Source organism: Duganella sp. LjRoot269, from assembly GCF_964254095.1.
In the GTDB taxonomy this organism is placed as follows: domain Bacteria; phylum Pseudomonadota; class Gammaproteobacteria; order Burkholderiales; family Burkholderiaceae_D; genus Rugamonas; species Rugamonas hordei.
The window spans coordinates 2,031,272-2,050,168 of sequence record NZ_CAXUSL020000001.1; the positions used below are offsets into that span (position 1 = coordinate 2,031,272).

An 18,897-nucleotide genomic window follows, 5' to 3' on the forward strand; every position below is an offset into this window, starting at 1 on the left:
CCGTTACCAACAGGGAGGGCGCACTGCTGCGAAACAGTATGTGTTTTTACCCCGGAATGTCATAATGAGGAATCATGACGTGTTGCCGGGGAAACACCTGCGCAGGAAATAAGGAGCGCATATGATTCGATACATGGGAACTAAAAACACCGACGACGGCTCTGTGTTGTATATCTTTTTGATTAACGGTTTGCAGAAGGAAATTCGGGAAAGCGCCTTGAAACAATACCCTGGCTGTTACGAAGCCCTTCCGGCCACGGCCAAGGCACGCATCAGCGCCAACCGGTCCTGGCTGTCAAAGTTATAATGCCGCCGCTCTCGCGCATGCCGCGCGGCGCCCTGTGCGCCGTGCTGATGGCGGCCTGCTGCGCCGCCGGCGCGCAATCGGTGCCGACCACGTTCGGCACCATCATCGGCAACGGCCTGCTGTGCCGCGACCAGACCGACAACCTCTATTTCTACGACTATCTGCGCAAGGCCTTCGGCCAGCCCTACAAGCACGACGGCGGCGCCTACTGGTTCAAGACCGGCGGCGCCAGCCTGTGGGGCACGGCGATTTCCGAAGTCATGGTCAGCGACGACACCAGCACCTATATTTTCGTCGGCGCCGTGGCCGAGGCGACCCCTGAGGTGCTGGAGCAATCCATCATCACCCAGGTCGGCGTGCATTATGCGAGAATCGACAGCTCGGCGTTCCCGGTGCGCGAGGCCAAGCCGGCCAGCCGCATCGTGTATTTCGATACCAAATCCAAGATTTACTGCGCCAAGTTCAAGCCCTTGCCTCCCGTGCAACCACCGCCGGTGCGGCAGCGCTTGAAATAGCGCGTTGCCAGGGCCTTCATGTACACGCATTTCTTTAATCTGAAGCAATCGCCGTTTTCCATCGCGCCCGATCCGCGCTATCTGTTCATGAGCGAGCGCCATCGGGAGGCGCTGGCGCATCTGCTGTACGGCATTGGCAGCGGCGGCGGCTTCGTGCTGCTGACCGGGGAGATAGGCGCCGGCAAGACCACCGTCTGCCGCTGCTTCATGGAACAGATCCCCGAGAACTGCAAGCTGGGCTATATCTTCAATCCCAAGCTGTCGGTGGAGGAGTTGCTGCTGTCGATCTGCGACGAGTTCGGCATCAAGCTGGCACCGCAGGGCGCGGGCGCGGTCAGCGTCAAGGGCTATGTGGATGCGATCAATGCCTATCTGCTGGCCAGCCACGCGCAGGGCCGCAACAACGTGTTGATCATCGACGAGGCGCAGAACCTGTCGGCCGAGGTGCTGGAACAGTTGCGCCTGCTGACCAACCTGGAGACCAGCGAGCGCAAGCTGCTGCAGATTATCCTGATCGGCCAGCCGGAGCTGCGCACGATGCTGGCCCGTCCGGAGCTGGAGCAATTGGCGCAGCGGGTGATCGCGCGCTATCACCTGGGTTCGCTGTCGGAGGTGGAAACAGGGGCGTATATCGAGCATCGCCTGGCGGTGGCCGGGGCCGGCGCGATCGCGCCGTTTCCGCGCCGGCTGATGGGGCTGGTGCACGGCCTGGCCAAAGGCGTGCCGCGACGCATCAATCTGCTGTGCGACCGGGCTTTGCTGGGCGCGTACGTGGAGAACCAGCCGCAGGTGACGCGCAATATCCTGCGCAAGGCGGCGGCCGAGGTGTTTGCCGGGCAGGATGCGGCGGCCGGCGGGCAGGGCGGCTGGCTGTCCGGTGCGCGCTGGCCGCTGGTGGCGGCGGGCGTGCTGGGCGGCGTGGCGATCAGTGTCGCGGTGTGGCAATTGGCGGCGCATGATGTCAAGCCGGTGGTGCGGTCTGCGCAGGCGGCTGTGGCACCGGTGGCGGCGACGCCTGCGCCTGCGCCGGTGCCGGCCGCATCAGCTGTTCCGGCGGCCGCGCCTGCTGCCGGCGGCAGCGCCGCGGCCTTGCGCCAGCTGGCGGCGATCTGGGGCCTGGCCTTGCCGGAGGGCGAGCCTTGCCCGACGGCGGCGCGGCTGAACCTGCGCTGCCTGCAAACCCGGGGCGGCATCGATGACCTGCGCCTGCTCGACCGTCCAGCCATGCTGACGCTGCGCGACGATCCAACCGCGCCCAATTACGTGCTGCTGACCGCGCTGGACGAACACGGCGCGACCATCGTGGCGGCCGGCGGCAAGCCGCAGACCATCGCCGTCGATGCGCTGGCGGCGCGCTTCGATGGCGAGTTCACCACGTTCTGGCGCGCGCCGCGCAGCTGGCGCGACGAGATCTCGACCGGCGACCACGGTCCCGACGTCGACTGGCTGGCCAAGCGCCTGGCGCAAATCTACGGATTGAAGAAGCCGCAGGAAAACCAGCCGCTGGACGCCGGCCTGCGCAAGCATCTGGTCGATTTCCAGACGGAGCAGCATCTCAAGGCGGACGGCGTGGCCGGTCCGAAAACTTTCATCCGCTTGTATCAGCTGGGCGGCGTGCAGGAGCCGCGCTTGCTGGCCAGCGCCGCCGGGGCAGGGAAATAATATGTCTTATATCTTGGAAGCGCTGAAGAAGGCGCAGGCGGAACGTCAGCTGGGCACGGCGCCGACCTTGCATGCGCCGACGCTGCAGACGGCCGAACAGGCGGCCGGCGCCAATCGCAGGAAGCCGATGATGCTGGCGCTGCTGGGCATGGGCGTGGTGATCCTGGTGTTGCTGGCGATCGTGCTGCGGCCCGGGCAGCAAGGCCAGCCGGAGGTTGCGCAGCAGGCCGCCGCACCTGCGGCAAAGCTGCCGCCCAAGGCTCCCCGGCCGGACCTGGTGCTGAAGGCGACCCGGGCCGAAGCGCCGGCGCCCGTCCCGCTGCCGCCGCCGGTGGCGACGATTACGCCGCAGCCGCGTCCCCAGCCGGCCGCCGCTGTCCAGCCGCCGTCCAAGGCCGCGCCGGAAGAGCCGGTGATGAACTTGCGCGACCTGCCCGAGCCGATACAGCGTTCGATTCCGCAGATCGCCGTCGGCGGCTATATCTATTCGAAAAATGCCGCGGACCGCCTGCTGTTGATCGACAAGGTCTTGCGTCACGAGGGGGAGGAGGTGGCGCCCGGGCTGACGCTGGAGAAATTGCAGCCGAAGGAAGCGGTGTTCAATTTCAAGGGCTATCGCTACCGCGTTCCGTATTGAACGTGTCACAAGGTCGTCACGTAAAAATGATATTTTTCCATCATTGAACTCAATGCAAGGGAAGTATCATGAAACACTTGAAATTGTTGCCGCTGCTGATAGCGGCCGCCTTCGTCCTGCCGCGTGCCCATGCGGCGGAACAGCATGAAGCGCCGCAGCGGGAAATCGGTTCCGGCGCGGCGCTGGCCTGCATCGGCTTGCTGCTGCTGGGCGCCGGTGGTGCCCGCAGAGAAAGTTTCAAACCCCTGAAGGAAGAATAAGCCGCAGCCCTCCGGTTGCCGACTGCTGCGTATAATGGCGGCAAGATCGTGCTGTGGGGTACCGTGAATGCAGAAAGAGCAGGGAAAGAAGCGCCAGGTCCTGGCGGTCATCGGGACGTCGGGCAGCGGCAAGACCACCTTGCTGGAGTTTCTCATCGCCGAGCTGGCGGCCGAAGGCTTGAAGGTCAATGTCATCAAGCACAGCCACCACGACCTGGAACTGGAGCCACCGCGCAAGGACAGCGCGCGCTTGCGCATGGCGGGCGCGGCCGAGGTGATGGTAGCATCGCCGTTCCGCGTCTCCATCATCCGCGAGCTGCGCGGCGCGCCCGAGCCATCGCTGGAAGAACAGCTCGACCGCCTGGCGCCGGCCGACCTGACCTTGCTCGAAGGCTTCAAGTCCTATCCGATCGACAAGCTGGAAGTCTACCGCGCCGCCTCCGGCAAACCGCCGCTGTATCCGCACGATCCGCATGTGATCGCGGTGGCTTCGGACCAGCCGGCGCCGGCCGACTTGCCGGCCGGTATGGCGTGGCTGGAGCTGAACCAGCCGCCGCTGGTGTTGGCCTGGCTGCGCGACCATCTGAAAAAAAGTCCGCCAAACGCCTAAAGTTACGCCCGAAACGTCCGTAAATCAGGGATACGCCTTAATGGAGAATCACATGGACGTTTCAGGTATTGCTCAAGCCGCAACGACTATTGCAGACACTGGTACCAAACAGGCTGTCGGCGTTGCCGTATTGAAGAAAGCCCAGGACATCCAGGCATCCAGTGCTGCTGCCCTGATCGAGGCGATTCCTCCGGTGCCATCGGCGCCGAATCTGCCTTCGCATCTCGGCAATACCATCAATACGACCGCCTGAGCGGCAACTCACCGCGTTCCATCCCGGCGCGCGGTGCGCTGGTGTATTCCTGCGCCGCGCTTTCTCTCCCGTTTTGAATCCAGTCAACAGTTTGATGCGTACAAGCGTTATTGCTGGTACGCTGCGTCTGTTTTCGGGTTGAGATTCCCTTTTTTGAAAAAAAACCTAAAAAATCCTGTAAGGCTGGACCATCGCCTGCCGACTATCGTACAGTTGCAGACGATTACGTTGCACATTCAACCTTTTCTTCCACTTAGGAGACTTACCATGAACAAACGTCAAGCCCTGATCGCCGCCGCCCTGGTTACCGTATGCGCCGCAAGCGCCGGCTCCGCCGCCGCCGCCGATGACAAGGAAAAGTGCTACGGCATCGCCAAGGCTGGCCAGAACGATTGCGCCGCTGCCAACGGTGCGCATTCCTGCGCCGGCCAGTCGAAAACCGACAACGGCGCCGCCGAGTGGAAATATGTGGCCAAGGGCACCTGCGAAAAGGCCGGCGGCAAAACCACCGCGCCAGCCAAGTAATCCGTCAGCCTGTCGCGGAGCCATGACGTCGCCACGTCTACCGGAGCAGATGCCGGGTGTGGGCGTGGGGCTGCGGGCTCCGCATTATCGGCAGTTTATCGAGCAGCGGCCGCGCGCCGCCTGGCTCGAAGTTCATACAGAAAACTATCTCGATCAAGCCGGCTGGGACTGGCATGTGCTGCAGCAATTGCGGCGCGATTATCCGATCAGCCTGCATGGCGTCGGCCTGGGACTGGGCTCGGCGCGCGGCTTCTCCGAACATCATCTGCAACGGGTAGGCGACCTGGTGCGGCGCGTGGAGCCGGTGCTGGTATCCGAACACTTATGCTGGGGCGCCGTCGGCGACCGCCAGCTCAATGATTTGTTGCCGCTGACCCTGGACCGCGCCGCGCTCGACTTGCTGAGCGCCCGCGTCGGCCGGGTCCAGGACACGCTGCAGCGCCAGCTGCTGCTGGAAAACGTGTCGACCTATGTGCGCTTCCACCAGGACTCGATGAGCGAGGCCGAGTTCATGGCGGCGCTGGCGGCGCGCACCGGCTGTGGCCTGCTGCTGGACATCAACAACCTGTACGTCAACCAATGCAACCACGGCGAGGATGCGCTGGCCGCGCTTGCCGCGATCCAACCCGGCATGGTGGGCGAGATGCATCTGGCCGGCCATCTGGTGACGCCGCAGGCGGTGATCGACCATCATGGCGACACGGTGGCGGAGCCGGTGTGGCGCCTGTACGAGGCGGCGCTGCAACGGTTTGGCGCGGTGCCGACCTTGATCGAATGGGATACCGATATACCCGCGCTGGAAGTGCTGCTGGGCGAGGCGGAAAAGGCGAGGGTGCTGCATCGGCGCCACGCCGCCGGCAACGGCATCGGCCCGGCGGCGGTGCCGGCGGTACCGGCGGATGCGGCGGTGGAGGAAGACGCCCCGGCGCTGGCGGCCAGCCAGCAGCTGTTTGCCGGCGCGCTGTTCGACACCCGGCAGACGCCGCAGGTGCTGGCGCAGTTCAAGGGCGAACAGAACGAGCATCGCTTCGCGCTGTATCGCGGCAACCTGACCGCCACCTGGGACAAGACGCTGGCCGCCGTCTATCCGGTGATCCGGCAGCTGGTGGGCGAGGAATTCTTTGGCGGGCTGGCGCAGGCCTATGGCCGCGCACATCCGTCCGACAGCGGCGACCTGAACCGGTTCGGCGCGCACTTCGCCACCTTCCTGCGCCACTTCCCGCATGTGGCCGACTATCCCTACCTGCCCGACATGGCCACGCTGGAATGGACGCTGCACCGCGCGCACTACGCGCCGTCGGCGGAAGCGGTGACGCCGCAACAGATGGCGGCATTGTCGCCGGAACAGATCGAAACGGCGCGGATGCAGCTGCACCCGGCGTGCACGCTGCTGGCGTCGGACTGGGCCACGATCGCGCTGTGGCAGGCGCACCAGCCGGACAGCGGCGTCGAGTTTCCCGCCGAGCTGGCGCTGCCTTGCCACGGGCTGGTCACGCGGCCGCAGTGGAAGACGCAGGTGCTGCCGCTCGACGCGGCCAGCCACGCGGCGTTGTCGGCGCTGGCGGCCGGCGGCGAGTTCGGCGCGGCGCTGGACGCGGCGTTCGAGCTTGACGAGGCCTACGACGTGGCGGGCAATCTGCGGCTGTGGATGGATTGCGCTTTGATTGTCAGGATAGCCGCATAACGGCGACTAACCAATTTTGAAAGCAGAATCATGAGAGCTATCCTCGGCATTCATCAACAACTGTCCCGCTACGACGCCGCGCTGACGGAGTGGGGCGGTTCACTGATCAGCCTGGTGCTGCGCTGGTATGTGGGCTGGCAATTCATCAAGGCCGGCATGGTCAAGGTCGGCGACTGGAGCGCCACGCTGGCGCTGTTCCACGACGAATACAAGGTGCCGCTGCTGCCGCCGGATGTGGCGGCGTATGCCGGAGCCACCGGCGAGCTGCTGCTGCCGCTGCTGTTGTTTGTCGGACTGGTGTCGCGCCCGGCGGCGCTGGCGCTGTTTTTCGTCAATGCGATGGCGGTGATTTCCTACCCGCAGCTGTTCAGCTTTGAATGTCCGGCCGCCATCAACGATCATTTTTACTGGGGTGTGCTGCTGCTGGTGCTGGTGGCGTTTGGTCCGGGGAAGGTGTCGCTGGATGCGTGGCTGGCGCGGCGTCGCTGATCAGGTCGGCTTGAAGGCGCGCAGGATTTTCGCCTCGCCGGTCAGGTCCCGGTGCAGGCGGTTGGCGGCGGCGGTCAGCTCGATCATGCGGTCGAGCTGGATGTCTTCGAAGCGCGCCAGTTCTTCGGTGGCGGTCTGCAGCGCCTGCGCCAGCTTGGCGCGGGCGGTCTGGTACAACGAGCCATTGTACTGGTCTGTATTCTTCAGCAACTCTTCGGCGTTTTCGATCACTTGCCGCAGGTCGTCCAGCAGACGCTCCTGGGTGGGCAAGTTGTGTTCAGGATCGTCCATGACGTTCCCCTGCTCATAAATAAACTGGTTGAAAAAGCCGCACGACAAGCTATCCCAATATAGCGACGGGCCGGTCCGCCGGTTTGCGCGCCGTCAAACGCGCCACCCCTTACCTTCAGCTTAGCTCGTTGTTGCTCAAATGCAAGATAAAATTACACGGCGTCGACGCTGATGCGGATGTCGCCGACGGTCACTTGCTGGCCGGCGCGGATCTTGGCGGTCTTGCGCAACTCCTGCTTGCCGTCGACCTTGACGGTGCCGCTGGCCACCATCATCTTGCCGCCGCCGCCGCTGTCGCACAGGCCGACCAGCTTCAATAACTGATTCAGCTCAACAAATTCGCCGCTCAATTCAAAACTTACTTTCTGCATTTTATCCTCTGTTGCTATGATGTGAAATCGGCGCCGCTCCGCCTTTCCGGTAGTGTAGCGGCATTCCGACAGGCCCGCAGTTTACTCCCCGACGGCGTTCCGGTTGAGGTTGCCGTCGAGAAAAAAACAGGCTATGCTGAATTAACTGCTGAATATTTGTGCAGCACGGTTGTCCCTCAGCGAGTTGCATCATGAATAAGTCTTGTCGGTTTGTCGCCTGGATGTTGTTACCGCTCCCAGCAGTGGTGGGCGCAGCCGCATCGGACCCTTTCCCTTCTTCCAGCCTGCCGCCCGCGTTTGAAAAACGGGCCAGTTCGTCCTTGCTGTTCGATACGGCCGACCGGCAGTCGGCGCTCAGCGAGCAGGTGCAGGCGCGCAATGAAGGCCAGTCGCGCATCTTCAGCGGCGGCCCCCGGCTGCATTTCGGCGCCTTGCCGGACAACCTGGCGCTGCTCGATCCGCTGGGACCGATGCTCAACGAGCACAGCAGGCGCTTCCTCAGCAGTGCGGAGTTCGAAAAGAAAATCGGCCGCGCGGTCGGCATCGTGACCATCGGCATCCTGCGCGAAAACGGCACCGCGCTGGGCACGCAGCAGACGCCCACGCTGTCCTCGTATGTGCGCCCCACCACCACCTTCACGTCGGCATCGCTGGGCTATGCGCTGAGCGCGCGCAGCTCGCTGATGGCGATGGCGTCCTACGGCCGGACCGAGGGCATCGGCACGCCGGACAGCCTGATCGCGCAGGTGTCGTCGGTGCGGACGGTGGCGTTCAGCGTCGGCGTGGCCACGCGCGAGCTGTTCAACAACCACGACCGCTTCGCGGTGACGTTCTCGATCCCGGCCAAGGTGCGCAGCGGCACGCTGCAATTCAGCGGGCCGGCGCAGCAGGGCGGCGATGCCGGCGCCCCGGTCTACGGCGCGCCGACCTTGAACCTGCGGCCGACGGCCACCGAGCGCGACCTGGAATTCGGCTACACCACCATGTTCGGCAAGGATGGCCGGCTGGGCAAGGTGACCGGCGCCGTCATGTGGCGCGTCAATCCCGGCCACGACGCGAACGCCCGGCCGGACTGGCTGACCGGCGTGCGCTACTCCTACGGCTTCTAGCTTTCCACCTAGCCTTTGGCGCCCGGACGTGTCATGTCCAGCGGCACGATCCACTGCTCGAACTGCTCGGCGCTCACGTAGCCCAGCTCCAGCGCGGCCTGTTTCAAGGTGGTGCCTTCGTGCTGGGCCTTCTTGGCGATTTCCGCCGCCTTGTCGTAGCCGATGTGCGGCGCCAGCGCCGTCACCAGCATCAGCGAGCGTTCCATCAGCTCGGCGATGCGGGCCCGGTTCGGCTCGATGCCGTGCACGCAATGCTCGTCGAAACTGCGCATGCCGTCGGCCAGCAGCCGCGCGCTTTGCAGGAAGTTGTGCGCGATCATCGGCTTGTAGACGTTCAGCTCGAAGTTGCCCGAGGCGCCGCCCATGGTGATGGCGACGTCGTTGCCGAACACCTGGCAGCACAGCATGGTGACCGCTTCGCATTGGGTCGGGTTGACCTTGCCCGGCATGATGGAGCTGCCCGGCTCGTTCTCGGGAATGGTGATCTCGCCCAGGCCGGAGCGCGGGCCGGACGCCATCCAGCGCACGTCGTTGGCGATCTTCATCAGCGCGGCGGCCAAGGTCTTGAGCGCGCCGTGGGCGGACAGCAGCGCGTCATGGCCGGCCAGCGCGGCGAACTTGTTGTCGGCGCTGCGGAAGGGCAGCGCCAGGTTGTGCTCGAGCTCGGCGGCGATGCGGTGCGCGTACTCCGGGTGCGCGTTGAGGCCGGTGCCGACCGCCGTGCCGCCGGCCGCCAGCTGCAGCACGCCGGGCAGCGCGGTGCTGATGGCGCGCTCGGCAAAGTCCAGGTGGGCGACGTAGCCGGAGAATTCCTGGCCCAGGGTCAGCGGCGTGGCGTCCTGCAGGTGGGTGCGGCCGATCTTGACGATGTCGGCGAACGCTTCGGCCTTGGCGTGCAGGCTGTCGCGCAGCTGGCGCAGCGACGGCAGCACGTGGTTGGCCAGCGCCTGCGCGGCGGCGACGTGGATGGCGGTGGGAAAGATGTCGTTCGAGGACTGGCCCTTGTTGACGTCGTCGTTCGGGTGCAGCATGCGGCGCTCGCCGCGCACGCCGCCCATCAGCTCGGAGCCGCGGTTGGCCAGCACTTCGTTCATGTTCATGTTGGACTGGGTGCCGGAGCCGGTCTGCCAGACCGCCAGCGGGAACTCGGTCGGGTGGCGGTTGGCCAGCACTTCGTCGGCGGCCTGGGTGATGGCGACCGCCTTCGGCCCTTCCAGCAGGCCCAATTCGAGGTTGACGTGGGCGGCGGCGCGCTTGACGCTGGCCAGCGCGTGGATCAGTTCCAGCGGCAGGCGCTCGCTGGAGATGCGGAAATGTTCCAGCGAGCGCTGGGTTTGCGCGCCCCACAGCTGCTCGTCGGGCACGGCTATCGGTCCAAAACTGTCACGTTCGCTTCGGGTACTCATGGTTTTTCCTTTGCGCTGGGGTGCAATGATGTGAGTTTGACAAGGACGATATAGTGTAGCGCAGTCTGCAAAAATTAACCGGGGGCTACAAAACGGGGAAAATCAGCCGTTATAGCTGATATACACTTTTAACATTCGCGTCACAGCGACTCCGACATGCAGCAGCGCACACCTTTTCTGACCTCGATCCTTGCCGGCGCGACCGCGCTGCTGCTGGCGGCTGCCCAGGCGCGGGCGGCCGAACTGGGCGATGTCACCGTGCGGTCCTTCATCGGCCAGCCGCTGGCGGCCGATATCGAGCTGGTGCAGCTGGCGCCGGACGAGGTGTCGGCCTTGCAGGTCAAGCTGGCGCAGCCGGATGTGTTTCGCGGCGCGAACATCACGATGAATCCGGCGCTGGGCTCGGTGCACATGTCGATCTACCGGCGCGACGGCAGGCAGTTCCTGCATGTGACCACCACCCGCAATATCGATGCGGAGTACGTCCATTTGTTCCTGGAGTTGAGCGCGGCCGGCCGGCAGGATGTGCGGGCGGCCACGGTATGGCTGCAGGTGGATCCGAATCCGGCGCCGCCGCCTCCGCCGGTGCAGGTGGCCTTGCCGGCGGCCAGGGTGGCGGAGCCGGTTGTTGCCGCGCCAGCCGTGCCGGTGGCCGCTGTGCCGGCCGTACCGGCTGCGCCGCAGCGGGCGCGGCCGGCGCCTTTGCCTTCCGCGCACGAGTCGGAGGTGGGCAAGCCGGGGGATTTGAAGGCCGCCGCCGGGCCGGCGCCTGCTTCGCGGCGGGTATCGCCGCCTGCGCCGGTTGCCAAACCGGCCGTCAGCGCGGAACCGGCGCGTGCGGAGGGCATGGTGCCGTTGACGGTGGCGCAGGCTTTGTTGCCGTTGCCGCCTTTGCCGCTGCCGAAGGGCGTCAAGCGGCCGGCGGATCCGGCGGCGTGCGCGCCGTCGGGCATGACGGCGAAGGAGTGCGTGGCGCTGGACGGGCATAGCGCGGCGTTGTCCAGCAAGCTGGTGGAGCTGGAGGGCAAGGTGAAGATGCTGCAGGGCGCGCTGGGGGCGGCCACGTCGCCGGCGCGGAAGGCCGTGGCGGCGCCGGCATCGCCAGCTCCGGCTGCGGCCTCGGCTTCGGCCTCGCAGGCGCCGGCGCCGGTGGCGCGAGCCGCCTCGGCGAAGGCGGCATCGGCCGCGACAGCTGCTTCGGCGGCGTCGGCGGCGTCAGGCGGTGCGTCGGCCGAGGCGGCGGCTTCGGTCAAGAAGGTGCGCGTGTTGCCCAAGCTGAAATACAAGAAGGAAAAGGACAAGCCGGCGGAAAGCGGCTTCGGCACCACGACGATGGTCGCCGCCGGCGCCGGCCTGCTGCTGTTGCTGGGGGTGGGCGGCTATGTGTTGCTGCGCAAAAAACGCGGCAGCGGGCCGTTGAAAATCTGGCAAGGATTCCGCAAGAAGAAGCCTGCCGGCGAGGGCGGCGCGGCGCAGGAAGCCCAGCCGCTGCACGAAGTGACGCCGGAATCCATGTTGCAACCGTAATAAGCATATAGCTGCAAGCTCTTATTCAGGCTCGACGATCTGGGTTATAGTATTCGACGTCCCCCCGTCTACCCACTATTGAAAGAGTCTTATGACCGCAGCAGATCTGCCATCTCAGCATCAAGAGCAATACCAAGCTTTCAAACAACTCGGCCTGAAACTGGACATGTCCCGCGGCAAGCCAGCGCCCGAGCAACTGGATTTGTCCCATGCCCTGATGGATGCGCTGGACGGCTACAAGGCCGCCGACGGCACCGATGGCCGCAACTACGGCGGTACCATCGGCCTGGCGGAAGCGCGCGAACTGTTCGGCAAGCTGCTGGACGTGCCGGCCGCGCAGGTGGTGGTCGACAGCAGCGCCAGCCTGTCGCTGATGCATGACGTCATCATCTACAGCCTGCTCAACGGCACGCCCGGCCATGCGCCGTGGGTGCGCGAGCCGGTGACCTTCCTGTGCCCGGTGCCGGGCTACGACCGCCACTTCGCCATCTGCGAGGCGCGCGGCATCAAGATGATCAATATCCCGATGAGCGAAGCCGGCCCGGACATGGACCTGGTCGAGAAACTGGTGGCCGAGGATGCCAGCATCAAGGGCATGTGGATCGTGCCGAAGTACAGCAATCCGGGCGGCGTGGTGTATTCGGACGAGGTGGTCGCGCGCCTGGCGGCGATGAAGACCGCGGCGCCGGACTTCCGCCTGATGTGGGACGACGCCTACCGCTTCCATCACCTGGGCGAGCAGAAGCTGGCCGTGGCCAATATCCTGGACGCTTGCGCCAAGGCCGGCAATCCGGACCGCGCGATCGTGTTCGCGTCGTCGTCGAAGGTGACCTGGGCCGGTTCGGGCATTGCCGCGCTGGCGGCGTCGCCGGCCAATATCGCCTGGTGGACCAAGCACGCGGGCATCCGCAGCATCGGCCCGGACAAGATCAACCAGCTGCGCCACGTGCGCCTGCTGAAGGATGTGGCGACGGTCGAGGCGCTGATGGAACAGCACCGTTTGCTGCTGAAGCCGAAGTTCGACGCGGTGCTGGCGCAGTTCGAGCACTACCTGGGCGACGTGCCGGGCGTGTCGTGGACCCGCCCGCAGGGCGGCTACTTCATCGACCTGGTGACGCCGGAAGGTTCGGCCAAGCGCACCGTGGCGCTGGCCAAGGAGGCGGGCATCACGCTGACGCCGGCCGGCGCGGCTTTCCCTTATGGCAACGATCCGAAGGACAGCCATATCCGCATCGCGCCGAGCTTCCCGTCGCTGGACGAGATCACCAAGGCGGCGCAGGGTATCGCGTTGTCGCTGCGGGTGGCGCTGGCCGGCTGATTGCTGTCGTACGGACGTAAAAAAAGCGCCTTGAAGGCGCTTTTTTTTACGTCCGTGACCCGTCCTGGAATAGGTTGACACTTTTGAGGAGTGTCACATGGACCATAGGGAAAGACGGACGCAGTCCGATTACACGTTGGCTTTTAAATTGTCGGTAGTGAGGCAAGTCGAAAAGGGCGAACTGACCTATAAGCAGGCTCAGAGGTGCTACGGTATCCAAGGCCGCTCCACGGTTTTAACTTGGTTGCGTAAGCATGGAAGCCAGGATTGGAGTAGGCTGAGCGGGTCGATTCAAGGCAGGAGTCACGCCATGAGCAATCAAACCGAGCCACTCACGCCAGAGCAGCGGATCAAGCAGTTGGAGGTGCAACTCAGAGACGCCAATCAGAAGGCTGAACTCTTGGAAGCGATGCTTGATGTCATCCGTAAGGAATACGGAGTCAAGTTGGTAAAAAAGCCTTTCGGCGGGTCATCGAACAAAAGCGAGTAGCTGATCTCAGTATCGCCATGGCCTGCCGGTTTATGGGGATCAGTCGGCAATCCTACTATCAGCAGATAAAAAACGAGCAGGCGATAGACGCTCGTGATGTCAAAGTGGCTGAAATGGTGCGGCAGATTAGGTGCCGGCAGCCGCGTGTCGGCGGCCGTAAGTTGCATTATTTGCTGCGTGATTCAATGATAGAGGTCGGCATTAAACTGGGGCGGGACGCGCTGTTCAGCACCCTAAGACGCATGCAACTACTCGTGCCCAGGGCACGGGCATATCACAAGACCACGAACAGCTTCCATCGCTTCTACAAGCATCCCAACTTGCTGCAGCCCGGCACTTTTAAGGCGCAACGCCCAGAACAACTTTGGGTGGCCGACATAACCTATATCCCGACTCAGCAGCGATGTGCGTATTTGAGTCTGGTCACCGATGCATTTTCCCGAAAGATTGTGGGGTGGCATGTCCACGCCTCCCTGCAGACTGAGGAAGTAGCGCAGGCGTTTAAGATGGCGCTTCGCTCTAGGGCCTCCAACGACCAACTGATACATCACTCAGACCGCGGAATCCAGTATTGCGCAAGTGCCTACCAAGCCTTACATGCAAAAAATAGCATCATCTGCTCTATGACTGATGGCTACGACTGCTATCAGAACGCCCTTGCCGAGCGAGTGAACGGAATCCTAAAGACCGAGCTATTGCTGGAGAAGCCATTCGATTTGGCTGAAGCAAAACGCATGATTCGACAATCTGTCGACATCTACAACTACGAACGGCCGCACCACAGCCTAAAATACAAAACGCCCGACGAGGTGCATCGGGCGTTTCAACCAAAGCAAGAATCTGGCGATTCTTGCTTAGTCTAGCCTGTCAACGTATTCCAGGACTAGTCACCGGAGCATTTTATTGCATGCCCGGCACTTTGTTCATCCATGGATCGGTCACGTCGCGGATTTCGCGGTCGTTGGCCAGGATTTGCTTCAGCAGGTCGATCTTGCGCAGGCGCGGGGCGCCGCTCAGGGCCGGCACGCCGGTGGCGACGGCGCGGCTTTCGCTGGCGCACTGGCCTTCCAGGTCGCTCAGGCCGTCCCAGTCGCCGATGCGCGCGGCGGCGACCATCTGGTTGCTCAAACCGGCAATGTTTTCGTACATCGAGAGGACTTCGCTGGCGGTCATGTTCGCACCTTGGGCTCGTTTAAGCGGCAAGACGGATTACCGCATGTCCAGATTAACGTCGCCTTAAACCGGAACTTTAGGGTCTTTTTTAAATATTTTTGAAAAAAGGCAAAAAAAAGCCGCCGGGTCCGAAAACCGGCGGCTTTTGCTTGTGTATTGCTTAATCTGGCTTATTTGACCAGCTCTTCCAGGCCGGCGCTCAGTTCGTCCGGCGACGGCATCTCGTCGGTCAGCGCGTCGTCGTCCAGGCCCAGTTCCTCGGCCAGGTCGGCCGGGTAGCAGGCGGCGATTTCATCGTCGCTCAGTCCGGCCTGCTCGACGCGGGCGCGCCAGGCGGCCAGCGAAACCACGGCGGCCAGGCGGTTGAGCTCGCCGTTGTGGTGCGGCTCGGGGAAGGCCAGGATGGTTTCCGAGAAGGTTTGCGGGAACTTCCAGCGTTTGGCCAGTTCCGCGCCGACGTCGGCGAAGGTGTAGCCGAACGAGGCTTGCTCGACGTCCAGACGGCGCGAGTCCATCGGGCCGGCCACCTTGTCGAGCGCCATCGCCTGCTCGGCCATGGCCGAGTGGATCACCAGCTGGCCGATGGCGTGCATCATGCCGATGGTGAAGGCGAGGTCGGTATTTTCCTTGGTTTTCTTGGCGATCCATTTGGCGCACACGGCGGTGTGCAGGCTGTAGCGCCAGAATTGCTTGAGGTCAAGGCCGGGCACGGTCTTGAAGCCGCTGACCAGGCCGGAGCTGATGACCAAGGTGCGCACGGTGACGAAGCCCAGCATCAGCACCGCGTCTTCGACCGTGCCGATGCTGCGCGACACATGGTAGTAGGCGGAGTTGGCCAGGCGCAGCAGCTTGGCGCTGAGCACCGGATCGGTCGATAATTTTTTCGCGATCTCTTCGGTCGAGACGCTGGCTTTGTCGAAACTGCTGATCAGTTCTTCGACGACCTTGGGCGCCGTGGGCAACGCAGTGGGATTCTGGAACAGGGCTTCAAGCTTCATAATTATCTCCGTGGTGATTAGCGCGTTGCTATAGGCTAACTATATAGCGATTCCCCGGACGAATGAAAGAATTTTGCTATGGCGGCGTCTCTTTTATGTCGTGATATATTCGCTGGAATTGACAATCCCGGGACAAAATCATGCACCTCTCCACTTCAGCGCGCCGCCTTGCCATCAGTATCGCCGTTTTGTCCAGCGCGCTGGCCGCCTTGCCGGCCGCATGGGCCGCGCCGGTCCTGCCGGGCGACGATTTTTTTGATTACGTCAACGGCGAGTGGCTCAACAGCGTGGAGATCCCGGCCGACCGCAGCAGCTGGGGCGTGGGCGCGGCACTGGTCGAAGACACCAATCTGCGCATCGTCAAGTTGATCGAGGGACTGGCGGCCGAGCCGTCGTCGGCCGAGGCGAAGAAAATCGCCGACTACTACGCCAGCTTCATGGACGAGGCGGGCATCGAGGCCAAGGGGCTGGCGCCGCTGCAGCCGGCGCTGGCGCAGATCGCCGCCATCGGCGACAAGCGGGCGCTGACCAAGGCGCTGGGAGCCAGCCTGCAGGCCGACGTCGATCCGCTCAACGCCACCAATTTCTTCACCGAAAACCTGTTCGGCCTGTGGATCGCGCAAGGCCTGAAGGACAGCGCGCATTACACGTCGTATCTGCTGCAGGGCGGACTGGGCATGCCGGACCGGGCCTACTACCTGGACGACACGCCGTCGATGAAGGAGCTGCGCGGCAAGTACCTGGCGCACATCGCCGCCACCTTCAGGCTGGCCGGCATCGCCGATGCCGAGGCGCGCGCGGCGCGCGTGTTCGAGCTTGAAACCAAGATCGCCGCCACCCATGCCAACCGCGAGGATTCGGCCGACGTGCTGAAGGCGAACAACAACTGGAGCGCGGCCGATTTCGCGCGCAAGGCGCCGGGCATGGACTGGGCCGCGTTCTTCGCAAGCGCCGGGTTGGGCGGGCAGAAGAAGTTCATTGTCTGGCATCCGACCGCGATCGCCGGCGCGGCCAGGCTGGTCAACTCGGTGCCGCTGGAAACGTGGAAGGATTTCCTGGCCTTCCACAGCATCAACCAGGTCAGCGCGGCCTTGCCGAAGGCGCTGGCCGACCAGCATTTCGATTTCTACGGCCGCGCCCTGAACGGCACGCCGCAGCAATCGCTGCGCTGGAAACGCAGCCTGGCCGCAGTCAACGCGGCGATGCCCGATGCGCTGGGCAAGATTTATGTGGCCAAGTATTTCCCGCCCGAGTCCAAGCAGCGCCTGCAGCAGATGGTCAGCAATATCGTCGACGCCTTCCATTTGCGCATCGACAAGCTGGACTGGATGGCGCCGGCCACCAAGAAGGAGGCGCACGCCAAGCTGAAGACCTTGTATGTGGGCATAGGCTATCCGGAGAAGTGGGCCAGCTATGAGCAGTTGCAGGTGGTGCCGGGCGACGCGCTGGGCAACCTGCTGCGCGCCGAACGCCTGCACACGCAGCAGCAACTGGCCAAGCTGCACCAGCCGGTGGACCGCGCCGAGTGGTGCATGCCGGCGCAACTGGTCAACGCGGTCAACATGCCGATGCAGAACGCGATCAATTTCCCGGCCGCGATCCTGCAGCCGCCGTACTTCGATCCGAGTGCCGGCGACGCCGTCAACTATGGCGGCATCGGCGCGACCATCGGCCACGAGATCAGCCACAGCTTCGACGACCAGGGCGCGCAATTCGATTCCAAGGGGCGCCTGCGCGACTGGTGGACGGCTGCCGACGGCAAGCATTTCAAGCAGGCATCGGCGGCGCTGGCGGCGCAGTATTCGGCGTACAAGCCGTTCCCGGACCTGGCCATCAACGGCCAGCAGACGTTGAGCGAGAACCTGGCGGATCTGGCCGGGCTGTCGGCGTCGTACGACGCTTATCATGCGACGCTGGCCAACAAGCGCGTGACGCCGGAGGCGGACCAGCAATTCTTCATCGGCTATGCGGCGAGCTGGCGCGAGAAGGAGCGCGACGAGGCGCTGCGCCGCGCCATCCTGACCGACGGCCACGCGCCGGACAAATGGCGCACGGCCACCGTGCGCAATCTTGATGCGTGGTACAACGCCTTCAACGTGCAGCCGGGGCAGACGCTGTATCTGGCGCCGAAGGACCGGGTGCGGGTCTGGTAAAGCGCGGCGACGGTCAGTGATCGTCGCTGAGTTCGTCGTATTCGCGGCGGTGCTTAGGCAGGCGGCGTTCCATTAATGTTTTCGATTGATGGTCGACGTGTTCGATCAATAGCAGGGCGGCGTGCAACGCGTCGCCCATGGTTTTAGTTGCGGTGGTCAGCGCTTGCCGCTGCGACGCAGAAAATCTTTCAGTCGGGCACAGGCAGCGGGTGGTGGCAAACAAGCCTCTCGTGCATTCATGCTCTTTCTCCTTGCTCTTTTTGACGGTTTTTGCTTCTTCCTGCCTCTGTTGACCAGGTCCACCGCCTGAAGTTCATTTGAAGCGAAAAGAGCAAAAAAGAGCTATACAAAAGAGCATGTTTGTACGAGAGAGTGGAGTGCGGGTACCCCGGTATGTATACTAGCGGCATGAATTCCGACGACATCGAACAAATCACGCAGACCACGCTGCAGCACTACGAGCGCAACGCGGAGCAGTTTTTCGCCGGCACCATCGACCATGACGTCAGCCAGAACATCGCCGCCTTGCTCGATGCGATCGACGCGCCGGCGCCTTACCGCTTGCTGGACCTGGGCTGCGGGCCGGGGCGCGACCTGAAAACGTTCAAGGACATGGGGCACGAAGCGATCGGCGTCGACGGCTCGGCGCGATTCGTCGAGATGGCGCGCGCCTACAGCGGTTGCCAGGCCTGGCAGCAGGACTTCGTCAAGCTCGACCTGCCGGCCGGGTTTTTTGACGGCATCTACGCCAACGCCTCCCTGTTCCACGTGCCCAGCGCGGCGTTGCCGAAAGTGCTGTGCGACTTGCACTTGGCATTGAAGACGGGCGGCGTCCTGTTCAGCTCCAATCCGCGCGGCGACAACCGCGAAGGCTGGAACGGCCCGCGCTACGGCAGCTACTACGACTACGACACATGGGAACGTTACCTGACCGCAGCAGGTTTTATCGCTGTCCAACATTACTATCGCCCGGCAGGGTTGCCGCGCGATCAGCAGCCATGGTTGGCTAGTGTCTGGAGGAAATCTTGATCGATGGACTGCGTTCGCGAGCGCACAGAAGCTGTGCGCGCAGCGGCCTATAGTGGAACGCATGCACACAGCACAACGCTGCGTGTCCCT

At 63.7% G+C, this 18,897-nt stretch carries 22 protein-coding genes; 16 read left to right on the forward strand and 6 right to left on the reverse strand.

Annotation, left to right across the window (positions count from 1 at the left end):
• Positions 1-133 precede the first annotated feature (133 nt).
• The 10 genes from ACSQ3S_RS08940 to ACSQ3S_RS08985 all read left to right on the forward strand — a co-directional run bounded on the left by ACSQ3S_RS08940 (position 134) and on the right by ACSQ3S_RS08985 (position 6,942).
• Positions 134-307, forward strand: coding sequence for a hypothetical protein (locus tag ACSQ3S_RS08940; RefSeq protein ID WP_353400589.1), 174 nt, complete (start codon positions 134-136; stop codon positions 305-307).
• Positions 307-822 carry a hypothetical protein gene (locus tag ACSQ3S_RS08945; RefSeq protein WP_436142153.1) on the forward strand — a complete coding sequence of 172 codons (516 nt, stop codon included), beginning with the start codon at positions 307-309 and terminating at the stop codon, positions 820-822. Before ACSQ3S_RS08940 ends, ACSQ3S_RS08945 begins: the two co-directional genes overlap by 1 nt.
• A gap of 18 nt (positions 823-840) precedes the next feature.
• The gene (locus ACSQ3S_RS08950) at positions 841-2,484 is read left to right on the forward strand and encodes an AAA family ATPase (RefSeq protein ID WP_436142154.1); all 1,644 of its coding nucleotides are present in this window, start codon (positions 841-843) and stop codon (positions 2,482-2,484) included.
• Between the two features lies 1 nt (position 2,485).
• The gene (locus tag ACSQ3S_RS08955) at positions 2,486-3,121 is read left to right on the forward strand and encodes a general secretion pathway protein GspB (protein WP_436142155.1); all 636 of its coding nucleotides are present in this window, start codon (positions 2,486-2,488) and stop codon (positions 3,119-3,121) included.
• A gap of 68 nt (positions 3,122-3,189) precedes the next feature.
• Positions 3,190-3,381 (forward strand): hypothetical protein, encoded by a 192-nt coding sequence (locus ACSQ3S_RS08960; protein ID WP_353400601.1) that lies wholly within the window; start codon positions 3,190-3,192, stop codon positions 3,379-3,381.
• Between the two features lie 67 nt (positions 3,382-3,448).
• A complete protein-coding gene (gene mobB / locus ACSQ3S_RS08965) occupies positions 3,449-3,991 on the forward strand; it encodes a molybdopterin-guanine dinucleotide biosynthesis protein B (protein ID WP_176655005.1) in 543 nt (180 codons plus the stop codon).
• A 52-nt stretch (positions 3,992-4,043) separates the two neighbouring features.
• Positions 4,044-4,244, forward strand: coding sequence for a YjfB family protein (locus ACSQ3S_RS08970; protein ID WP_176655006.1), 201 nt, complete (start codon positions 4,044-4,046; stop codon positions 4,242-4,244).
• A gap of 267 nt (positions 4,245-4,511) precedes the next feature.
• The gene (locus ACSQ3S_RS08975) at positions 4,512-4,769 is read left to right on the forward strand and encodes a BufA1 family periplasmic bufferin-type metallophore (protein WP_176655007.1); all 258 of its coding nucleotides are present in this window, start codon (positions 4,512-4,514) and stop codon (positions 4,767-4,769) included.
• A 22-nt stretch (positions 4,770-4,791) separates the two neighbouring features.
• Positions 4,792-6,453: an MNIO family bufferin maturase gene (gene bufB, locus ACSQ3S_RS08980; protein ID WP_436142156.1), complete on the forward strand. Its 1,662-nt coding sequence runs from the start codon at positions 4,792-4,794 to the stop codon at positions 6,451-6,453.
• Between the two features lie 30 nt (positions 6,454-6,483).
• Positions 6,484-6,942: a DoxX family protein gene (locus ACSQ3S_RS08985; protein ID WP_436142157.1), complete on the forward strand. Its 459-nt coding sequence runs from the start codon at positions 6,484-6,486 to the stop codon at positions 6,940-6,942.
• Here the strand turns inward: ACSQ3S_RS08985 and ACSQ3S_RS08990 are convergent, their stop codons facing one another.
• Both ACSQ3S_RS08990 and ACSQ3S_RS08995 read right to left on the reverse strand, forming a co-directional pair.
• Positions 6,943-7,233: a hypothetical protein gene (locus ACSQ3S_RS08990; RefSeq protein ID WP_176655010.1), complete on the reverse strand. Its 291-nt coding sequence runs from the start codon at positions 7,231-7,233 to the stop codon at positions 6,943-6,945.
• 152 nt (positions 7,234-7,385) lie between these two features.
• The gene (locus tag ACSQ3S_RS08995; RefSeq protein ID WP_436142158.1) at positions 7,386-7,604 is read right to left on the reverse strand and encodes an RNA-binding S4 domain-containing protein; all 219 of its coding nucleotides are present in this window, start codon (positions 7,602-7,604) and stop codon (positions 7,386-7,388) included.
• Between the two features lie 221 nt (positions 7,605-7,825).
• On the opposite strand from ACSQ3S_RS08995, the gene ACSQ3S_RS09000 reads away from it, so the two are divergent.
• Positions 7,826-8,713: a hypothetical protein gene (locus tag ACSQ3S_RS09000; protein WP_436142159.1), complete on the forward strand. Its 888-nt coding sequence runs from the start codon at positions 7,826-7,828 to the stop codon at positions 8,711-8,713.
• 8 nt (positions 8,714-8,721) lie between these two features.
• On the opposite strand, the gene fumC is transcribed toward ACSQ3S_RS09000, so the two are convergent.
• Entirely contained in the window at positions 8,722-10,119 is a 1,398-nt protein-coding gene (gene fumC / locus ACSQ3S_RS09005; RefSeq protein WP_176655013.1) for a class II fumarate hydratase, read from the reverse strand.
• Between the two features lie 156 nt (positions 10,120-10,275).
• On the opposite strand from fumC, the gene ACSQ3S_RS09010 reads away from it, so the two are divergent.
• The 3 genes from ACSQ3S_RS09010 (at position 10,276) to ACSQ3S_RS09020 (ending at position 14,317) form a co-directional block, all read left to right on the forward strand.
• Complete coding sequence (locus ACSQ3S_RS09010) at positions 10,276-11,646, forward strand: type IV pilus assembly protein FimV (RefSeq protein ID WP_436142160.1); 1,371 nt, start codon at positions 10,276-10,278, stop codon at positions 11,644-11,646.
• Positions 11,647-11,737: 91 nt separating this feature from the next.
• Entirely contained in the window at positions 11,738-12,964 is a 1,227-nt protein-coding gene (locus tag ACSQ3S_RS09015; protein WP_176655015.1) for an aminotransferase class I/II-fold pyridoxal phosphate-dependent enzyme, read from the forward strand.
• A gap of 97 nt (positions 12,965-13,061) precedes the next feature.
• A protein-coding gene (locus ACSQ3S_RS09020) for an IS3 family transposase (protein WP_436142161.1) occupies positions 13,062-14,317 on the forward strand; the annotation gives its coding sequence in 2 pieces (ribosomal slippage) (positions 13,062-13,407 and positions 13,407-14,317; 1,257 coding nt in all).
• A 37-nt stretch (positions 14,318-14,354) separates the two neighbouring features.
• On the opposite strand, the gene ACSQ3S_RS09025 is transcribed toward ACSQ3S_RS09020, so the two are convergent.
• Positions 14,355-14,627 carry a flagellar protein FliT gene (locus ACSQ3S_RS09025; RefSeq protein ID WP_176655016.1) on the reverse strand — a complete coding sequence of 91 codons (273 nt, stop codon included), beginning with the start codon at positions 14,625-14,627 and terminating at the stop codon, positions 14,355-14,357.
• 170 nt (positions 14,628-14,797) lie between these two features.
• Positions 14,798-15,625 carry an HDOD domain-containing protein gene (locus tag ACSQ3S_RS09030; protein WP_436142162.1) on the reverse strand — a complete coding sequence of 276 codons (828 nt, stop codon included), beginning with the start codon at positions 15,623-15,625 and terminating at the stop codon, positions 14,798-14,800.
• A gap of 140 nt (positions 15,626-15,765) precedes the next feature.
• Here ACSQ3S_RS09030 and ACSQ3S_RS09035 point away from each other — a divergent pair, with 140 nt between their 5' ends.
• Entirely contained in the window at positions 15,766-17,778 is a 2,013-nt protein-coding gene (locus ACSQ3S_RS09035; RefSeq protein WP_436142163.1) for a M13 family metallopeptidase, read from the forward strand.
• 13 nt (positions 17,779-17,791) lie between these two features.
• On the opposite strand, the gene ACSQ3S_RS09040 is transcribed toward ACSQ3S_RS09035, so the two are convergent.
• Positions 17,792-18,001, reverse strand: coding sequence for a hypothetical protein (locus tag ACSQ3S_RS09040; RefSeq protein WP_436142164.1), 210 nt, complete (start codon positions 17,999-18,001; stop codon positions 17,792-17,794).
• A 170-nt stretch (positions 18,002-18,171) separates the two neighbouring features.
• On the opposite strand from ACSQ3S_RS09040, the gene ACSQ3S_RS09045 reads away from it, so the two are divergent.
• Entirely contained in the window at positions 18,172-18,807 is a 636-nt protein-coding gene (locus ACSQ3S_RS09045; protein ID WP_436142165.1) for a class I SAM-dependent methyltransferase, read from the forward strand.
• Positions 18,808-18,897 lie beyond the last annotated feature (90 nt).

Coding starts and splice junctions, on each gene's coding strand:
- ACSQ3S_RS08970 (WP_176655006.1), top strand. CDS start 4,044: ATGGACGTTTCAGGTATTGCTCAAGCCGCAACGACTATTGCAGACACT.
- bufB (WP_436142156.1), top strand. CDS start 4,792: ATGACGTCGCCACGTCTACCGGAGCAGATGCCGGGTGTGGGCGTGGGG.
- ACSQ3S_RS08990 (WP_176655010.1), bottom strand. CDS start 7,233: ATGGACGATCCTGAACACAACTTGCCCACCCAGGAGCGTCTGCTGGAC.
- ACSQ3S_RS08940 (WP_353400589.1), top strand. CDS start 134: ATGGGAACTAAAAACACCGACGACGGCTCTGTGTTGTATATCTTTTTG.
- ACSQ3S_RS09000 (WP_436142159.1), top strand. CDS start 7,826: ATGTTGTTACCGCTCCCAGCAGTGGTGGGCGCAGCCGCATCGGACCCT.
- mobB (WP_176655005.1), top strand. CDS start 3,449: ATGCAGAAAGAGCAGGGAAAGAAGCGCCAGGTCCTGGCGGTCATCGGG.
- ACSQ3S_RS09015 (WP_176655015.1), top strand. CDS start 11,738: ATGACCGCAGCAGATCTGCCATCTCAGCATCAAGAGCAATACCAAGCT.
- ACSQ3S_RS08995 (WP_436142158.1), bottom strand. CDS start 7,604: ATGCAGAAAGTAAGTTTTGAATTGAGCGGCGAATTTGTTGAGCTGAAT.
- ACSQ3S_RS08955 (WP_436142155.1), top strand. CDS start 2,486: ATGTCTTATATCTTGGAAGCGCTGAAGAAGGCGCAGGCGGAACGTCAG.
- fumC (WP_176655013.1), bottom strand. CDS start 10,119: ATGAGTACCCGAAGCGAACGTGACAGTTTTGGACCGATAGCCGTGCCC.
- ACSQ3S_RS08945 (WP_436142153.1), top strand. CDS start 307: ATGCCGCCGCTCTCGCGCATGCCGCGCGGCGCCCTGTGCGCCGTGCTG.
- ACSQ3S_RS09025 (WP_176655016.1), bottom strand. CDS start 14,627: ATGACCGCCAGCGAAGTCCTCTCGATGTACGAAAACATTGCCGGTTTG.
- ACSQ3S_RS09035 (WP_436142163.1), top strand. CDS start 15,766: ATGCACCTCTCCACTTCAGCGCGCCGCCTTGCCATCAGTATCGCCGTT.
- ACSQ3S_RS08975 (WP_176655007.1), top strand. CDS start 4,512: ATGAACAAACGTCAAGCCCTGATCGCCGCCGCCCTGGTTACCGTATGC.
- ACSQ3S_RS09010 (WP_436142160.1), top strand. CDS start 10,276: ATGCAGCAGCGCACACCTTTTCTGACCTCGATCCTTGCCGGCGCGACC.
- ACSQ3S_RS08985 (WP_436142157.1), top strand. CDS start 6,484: ATGAGAGCTATCCTCGGCATTCATCAACAACTGTCCCGCTACGACGCC.
- ACSQ3S_RS08960 (WP_353400601.1), top strand. CDS start 3,190: ATGAAACACTTGAAATTGTTGCCGCTGCTGATAGCGGCCGCCTTCGTC.
- ACSQ3S_RS08950 (WP_436142154.1), top strand. CDS start 841: ATGTACACGCATTTCTTTAATCTGAAGCAATCGCCGTTTTCCATCGCG.
- ACSQ3S_RS09045 (WP_436142165.1), top strand. CDS start 18,172: ATGTATACTAGCGGCATGAATTCCGACGACATCGAACAAATCACGCAG.
- ACSQ3S_RS09030 (WP_436142162.1), bottom strand. CDS start 15,625: ATGAAGCTTGAAGCCCTGTTCCAGAATCCCACTGCGTTGCCCACGGCG.